The 6,290-nt window shown below is 70.7% G+C and carries 4 protein-coding genes; 1 reads left to right on the forward strand and 3 read right to left on the reverse strand.

Annotated elements, in window-relative coordinates:
• Positions 1 to 85: 85 nt before the first annotated feature.
• Entirely contained in the window at positions 86 to 994 is a 909-nt protein-coding gene (locus ACGFH8_RS33745) for an alpha/beta fold hydrolase (RefSeq protein WP_393375415.1), read from the reverse strand.
• A 151-nt stretch (positions 995 to 1,145) separates the two neighbouring features.
• On the opposite strand from ACGFH8_RS33745, the gene miaB reads away from it, so the two are divergent.
• Positions 1,146 to 2,708, forward strand: a complete 1,563-nt coding sequence (miaB, locus tag ACGFH8_RS33750; protein WP_393375418.1) for a tRNA (N6-isopentenyl adenosine(37)-C2)-methylthiotransferase MiaB — start codon at positions 1,146 to 1,148, stop codon at positions 2,706 to 2,708.
• A gap of 39 nt (positions 2,709 to 2,747) precedes the next feature.
• Here the strand turns inward: miaB and ACGFH8_RS33755 are convergent, their stop codons facing one another.
• The gene (locus tag ACGFH8_RS33755) at positions 2,748 to 4,121 is read right to left on the reverse strand and encodes a cellulose binding domain-containing protein (RefSeq protein ID WP_393375421.1); all 1,374 of its coding nucleotides are present in this window, start codon (positions 4,119 to 4,121) and stop codon (positions 2,748 to 2,750) included.
• A 235-nt stretch (positions 4,122 to 4,356) separates the two neighbouring features.
• Positions 4,357 to 5,964, reverse strand: coding sequence for a cellulase family glycosylhydrolase (locus ACGFH8_RS33760; RefSeq protein WP_393375424.1), 1,608 nt, complete (start codon positions 5,962 to 5,964; stop codon positions 4,357 to 4,359).
• Between the last annotated feature and the right edge of the window lie 326 nt (positions 5,965 to 6,290).

Here is a 6,290-nt window from a genome sequence, read left to right on the forward strand (position 1 = left end):
GGCGCGGCAGGTGGGTCGGGCGTCCGCGCCGGCCCACCCGGCGTCTGGGCCCGCCGCGGGCCGGCCAGGGGCTGTGACACAAGCCCTACAGCCGGGGACTTGTCGCCAGGTCGGGGGTGGCCAGCCAGGTCAGGGTCTGCGGCAGGATCTCCACCGCCCCGAAGTGCGCGGCCCCCGCCTGCACCTGCACCTCGGCGCGCGAGATCCGCGAGGCGAGCCAGTGGGAGTGCTCCACCGGGGAGAAGCGGTCCTGCTCACCGTGCCAGAGCCGCACCTCCGCGCGGATGGCGCCGAGGTCGAACCCCCAGCCCCGTCGGATCGCCAACACGTCGTCGATCCAGCCCTCCGGGCCGTGTCGCACCGCCTCGGCGTACATGTCGGTGAGCAGTCGGCGGATCGCGACGTCGTCGACGACCCGGATGTCCTCGTCGGGCAGTTGGGGACGGAGGAAGTCCAGCAGCGTCATCGGGTCCCGGCGTGCCTCCTCGGCCCGGACCTTCAGGTTGAGGGTCAGCTCGGTCAGGTCCTCGTCGGCCTGCCCGTAGTCCGTCACGTTCGTCGCGGCCATCCCGGCGTACCAGTCCAGGTCGGGCGCGCCGGCCGGGGCGAGACCCACCAGCACGGCGGCCCGGGTGACCCGGTCCGGCAGCAGCGCCGCGCAGGCCAGGGCGTGCGGCCCGCCGCCGGATCTGCCGACCACCGCGAACCGTTCGATGCCGAGGTCGTCGGCGATCGCCGCCACGTCGGCGGCGGCGTCGGCCACCCGCCGACCCTCGTGCCGGTCGGAGTCGCCGTAACCGGGCCGGTCGTAGCAGACGAGGTGCACGCCGAGGCGGTAGACGACGATGCCCCGGGGCCGGGGGCCGCTGCGGCTGCCCGGGGTGCCGTGCAGCAGGAAGACCGCGGGCCCGTCGGGCGCACCGGAGGTCTCCACCGCGAGGCGCCGCCCGTCCGGAGTCGTGACGGTGCGCTGTGCCGCATCTTGTCGCGTCACGGTTGGCCTCCCGCGGGTCGTCATGTGCTCCCCCGTGAACGGAGCCGCGCATCGTCGGCGCCGAGTGCAAAGCCCCCGAAATCGCCCAGAACACATCCTTGATGTGCAGCGTACTGCCCCCCGTGGATGCCCGCCATGGGCCGCCGGGTCAATGCCGGGGGGTCGGGGCCACCAAACGGGCCGCTACCCTGGTAGCCCGAGGGGAAGGGGCACCAAGAGGGTGGCTAGGACCTACAACGTCGTGACGTACGGCTGCCAGATGAACGTCCACGATTCCGAGCGCATCTCCGGCCTGCTCGAACAGGCCGGCTACGTACGGGCGGTGCCCGCCGACGACACCCCGGACATCGTCGTGTTCAACACGTGCGCCGTCCGGGAAAACGCGGACAACCGGCTCTACGGCAACCTCGGTCGCCTGCGCCCGGTGAAGGACAAGCACCCCGGGATGCAGATCGCGGTCGGTGGCTGCCTGGCCCAGAAGGACCGCGGCGAGATCGTCCGCAAGGCGCCCTGGGTGGACGTGGTCTTCGGCACCCACAACATCGGCGCGCTGCCGGTGCTGCTGGAGCGGGCCCGGCACAACGCCGCCGCCGAGGTGGAGATCCTGGAGTCCCTCGACGTCTTCCCCTCCACGCTGCCCACCCGCCGCGAGTCCACCTACGCCGGCTGGGTGTCGATCTCGGTGGGCTGCAACAACACCTGCACGTTCTGCATCGTGCCCGCCCTGCGCGGCAAGGAGAAGGACCGCCGCCCCGGCGACATCCTCTCCGAGGTGCGCGCCCTCGTCGACGAGGGCGTGTTGGAGGTGACCCTGCTCGGGCAGAACGTCAACTCCTACGGGGTGGAGTTCGGCGACCGGTACGCCTTCGGCAAGCTGTTGCGGGCCTGCGGCGACATCGACGGGCTGGAGCGGGTCCGGTTCACCAGCCCGCACCCGAAGGACTTCACCGACGACGTGATCGCCGCGATGGCCGAGACGCCGAACGTCTGCCACTCGCTGCACATGCCGTTGCAGTCCGGCTCCGACGACGTGCTGAAGGCGATGCGCCGGTCCTACCGTTCCGAGCGCTACCTGGGGATCATCGAGAAGGTCCGGGCGGCGATGCCGGACGCGGCGATCACCACCGACATCATCGTCGGCTTCCCCGGCGAGACCGAGGCCGACTTCGCGCGCACCCTGGACGTGGTCCGCGAGGCCCGGTTCTCCTCGGCGTTCACCTTCCAATACTCGAAGCGCCCCGGCACGCCCGCCGCGACGATGGACGACCAGCTCCCCAAGCAGGTCGTGCAGGAGCGCTACGAGCGGCTGATCGCCTGCGTCGAGGACATCACCTGGGCGGAGAACAAGCGGCTCGTCGGGGAGACCGTCGAGGTGCTCGTCGCGGTGGGCGAGGGCCGCAAGGACGAGCGGACCGGGCGGATGTCCGGTCGGGCCCGCGACGGCCGGCTGGTGCACTTCGCGACCCAGGCGCCGGGAGCGGAGTCGATGGCCGGGCAGATCCGGCCGGGCGACATCGTGCACACCACAATCACGTACGCCGCTCCGCACCACCTCAACGCCGACGGGGCGCCGGTGTCGCACCGACGGACCCGGGCCGGCGACGCGGCCGAGGCGGGCCGCTCCCCGCGTACCCCCGGGGTGTTGCTCGGTCTGCCGACGATCGGCGCGCCGCCGGTCGCGCCCGCGCCCACCGCCGGTTGCGCCACCCACTGAGCGCACGGAAGGGCCCCTCGTCGAGGGGCCCTTCCCCGGTCAGACGGTGATCCGGCCGGCGCCGGCGCCCGCCGTCACGATGGACTTGACGGTGCTCGCGGTGTCCAGTTGGTACGAGTACGGGATGCTTGCCACGCTGCCGCCGGTCTGCCCGGCGGGTGAGTTGACGAAGTGGTTGTTCCGGGCGACCAGTCGGCCCGGCCCGGAGTCGGCCTCGCCCAGGTGGTACGTGTCGTTGACGTTCTCGAAGTAGTTGCCCTCGACGAGCACGCCGGCGTTCTCGGTGGAGGCCACGCCGTAGCCGCCGTTGGCCCGGTAGTAGTTGTTGAACACGTGCACCGGGTTGCCGAAGCGCACCCGGGGGTTGCGCTGCCTGCTCCCGTCGAACCAGTTGTGGTGGTAGCTCACCCGCAGGTGGCCGGTGTCCTGGGCGCCGTTGTCGTCGCTGTGGCCGAGCAGCATGGCCTTGTCGTGGCTGAAGACCCGGTTCCACGACACGGTGACGAAGTCCGATCCGCGCTTGATGTCGACCGCGCCGTCGTACCCGTTGCTGAAGGTGTTGTGGTCGATCCAGATGTTGGTGGCCGACTCCTGCACGTTTATCGCGTCGTCGTTCCAGTTCCGGAAGGTCAGGTTCCGGATGATGATGTTGCGGTCTCCGCTGACGTTGAGTCCGCAGCCGGCGATCGTGGCGCCGGAGTTGCCGAGGACGGTCTTGTTGGACCGGACCCGCAGCATTCCGGAGCAGGAGATCGTACCGGACACCCGGATCACCGCGGCGCCTGTCGCGTTCAACGCGCTGGTCAGCGCCGACGCGTTGGTGACGGTGGTGGTCGGTGCGCCGCCGCCGCCGGTGGTGCCGCCGTTCTGGGTGGCCCAGCCGACGAGACCCGTCGGTGGTGGGACGCTGGGCGGCGGATCGCTCGGGATCGGCGGGGTCGTCGGGGCGCCCGGGGTGCCCGGGGTGGTCGAGGTGGTCGGGGTGGTGGTGCCGCCGGTGCAGGCGACGTTGTTCAGGGTGAAGCTGGTCGGGTCCGGGTTGCCGGCGCTGTTCGCGCTCGCGTTGAAGCCGAACGAGGTGCTGCCGTTCGTCGCCAGGTTGCCGTTGTAGTCGACGTTCGCGGCGGAGACCTGGCCCCCGCTCTGCGAGACGGTGGCGCCCCAGGCCTGGCTGACCTGCTGGCCGGCCGCGTACGACCAGCGCAGTGTCCAGCCGGAGACCGCGTCGCCGAGGTTGGTGACCGTGACGTTGCCGGTGAACCCGCCCGGCCACTGGCTGGCGACCGTGTAGGCGACCCGGCAGCCGGCGGCGGCCTGCGCGGACACGGAGGTCAGCAGGCCGGCGGCGACGAGGCTTGCGGTGGCGGCGGCGGTGGTGGCGATCAGCGTCATTCGACGCCGTCCTGTGCGCATGCTGCTCCCTTTCGATGAGGCGGACGGACCGTCGCGACGCCCATGCCCGTGGGCGGCGAATCGTGGCCGGGACCAGTGGTCCTCGGGCCCGCCGGTGCGATGAGGTGAAGGAGAGCGGCTCCCGCGCTCACGCCCACCCGTGCGGAGGCAAGCGCTTTCCCGATGAAAGCATAGAAGCACTTGGATGTAAATGGCCGGGACGGCCGATGCCGTGGGCATCGGCCGTCCCAGCGGTTCAGCAGCTGGCGCCGCTGAGCTTTACCGCACCCGGCGCGCTGGCGGTGCCGTTGGCGGTGAAGCCCACGGTCACCGATCCACCCGCCGCGAGGGACGGCGCGTGACTGGGGGCAGCCGCAGTGACAGTTGTGCCGGACTGGGAGACGGTGGCGTTCCAGCCACTGCCCAACGTCACCCCGGACGGCCAGGTCCAGGTGACCGACCACGGGTTTACCGCGGCGGAACCGGTGTTCTTCACCGTCAACTCACCCTGGAAGCCACCCTGCCAGGCGTTCACCTGCCGGTAGGTGGCCGTGCAGGCGCCCGGCGGCGGGGTCGTCGGCCCACCCGTCGGTCCACCTGTGGGTCCGCCGGTCGGCCCGCCGGTCGGGCCGCCACCCGCCGGTGGGATCAGGTACGGCTGGAGGATCGCCTGCTTCGTGGTGTTGACGTTCGTCCAGTCGTCGAGCGCGATGCCACCGGTGTCACCCGAGTTGGGGTTCCACGACCAGTAGGTGAAGGACATCCCGGTCACCCCGGTGCCGGTGTACGCCATCAACTTCTCCAGCCACACCTTGTCCTTCGGGTCGACCAGGGTACTGCCGAACTCACCCATCATGATCGGCGCGATGTTCTGCTTGTAGAGGTAGCCGAAGTACTTGTCCCAGATGGCCGGCATGTTCGCCGGGTAGTCCGGGGCGTCGAACCAGGTCTGCCGGTACACCGAGGTGGCGTACTCGTGCGGCGAGTAGACAAGCCGGTTGGCCACGCTCAGCCGTACCGGGAACTGGCCCGCCTTCGACAGGTTGCCGCCCCACCAGCCGCAGTCCTCGTCGTTGCTCGGGTCGTTGTCCCACACGTTGGAGAGGCCACCACTCGGGCAGCTCACCCCCTCGACGAAGATCAACCAGTTGGGCTGGACGCCGAGGATGGCGTTGCCGGCCCGCTCGGCGGCGAGCCGCCAGTCCCGCGCCGTGTCGCCGCAGCCCCAGCACGCGCCGGTGGCCGCCGGGTTGGTGCCCTCGGCGTGCGGCTCGTTGTGCAGATCGGCCCCGATCACCGTGGGATTGCCCGCGTACCGCTGGGCGAGCATCTTCCAGTCGTTGATCCAGGTCGCCTCGGAGACCGTCGGCGTGTACCACAGCGGAGACTGCCCGGCCGACGTCGGCCGGTGCCGGTCCAGGATGATCCGCATCCCCTTGCTGCCCGCGTAGGCGATCACCTTGTCCAGGATCTGCAACGGCGACAGCCCGATCAGGTCCGGGTTCACGAAGTCGTTGATCCCGGTGGCGGTCGCGCCCGGCTTCAGCGCGTCGTTCGAGTACGGCACCCGCAACGTGTTGTAACCCAACCGGGCCATCGTGTCGAGCTGCCCCCGCCACGGGTTGCTCGACCACAACCCGTGGAAGGTCTTGTTGTCGGTCTCCATGCCGAACCAGTTGATGCCGGTCAACCGGACCGTGGCGCCTGTGCTGTCCACGATCTGACTGCCGTTCGTGTGCAGGTAGCCGGTGCCGGTGCCAGCGGCCACGGCCGGGCTGGTGCTGACGGCGGTGGCGAGCAACACGCCAGCCGCGAGGGTGGCGAGCGCCGTCAGCGCACCGCCGAGAGCTTTGGGACGGAACATTCGAGCTCCAATTCGGAGGTCCGGCGCCGGCCATGGGCCGCCCGGGTGAGCTGCCGTCGGCACGTCACCGCCCCTTTTGGGTACGCGGACAGTGCGCGACGGTCCATGTCATGCGGACGGGGACACTCGCGGAAGCGCACCGGCCGATCCTCGACAGCGGAGCCCCGCCGTCGTCGCCCTCGTCCCGGTGGCCCTACCTGGCTCCGTAACTCATTCTGATCAGCAAGCCTCGATGCGTCAACCTGCGCCCCCTGCGCCGCCCGCCCGCCGCTGCGTCGGTGCTCGTGCTGTCCGCGCGCCGCCGTGCCCGTGCTTGTGCTGTCGTA

This window comes from Micromonospora sp. NPDC049175 (assembly GCF_043197345.1).
Classification (GTDB): domain Bacteria; phylum Actinomycetota; class Actinomycetes; order Mycobacteriales; family Micromonosporaceae; genus Micromonospora.

Coding starts and splice junctions, on each gene's coding strand:
- miaB (WP_393375418.1), top strand. CDS start 1,146: ATGCCGGGGGGTCGGGGCCACCAAACGGGCCGCTACCCTGGTAGCCCG.
- ACGFH8_RS33755 (WP_393375421.1), bottom strand. CDS start 4,121: ATGCGCACAGGACGGCGTCGAATGACGCTGATCGCCACCACCGCCGCC.
- ACGFH8_RS33760 (WP_393375424.1), bottom strand. CDS start 5,964: ATGTTCCGTCCCAAAGCTCTCGGCGGTGCGCTGACGGCGCTCGCCACC.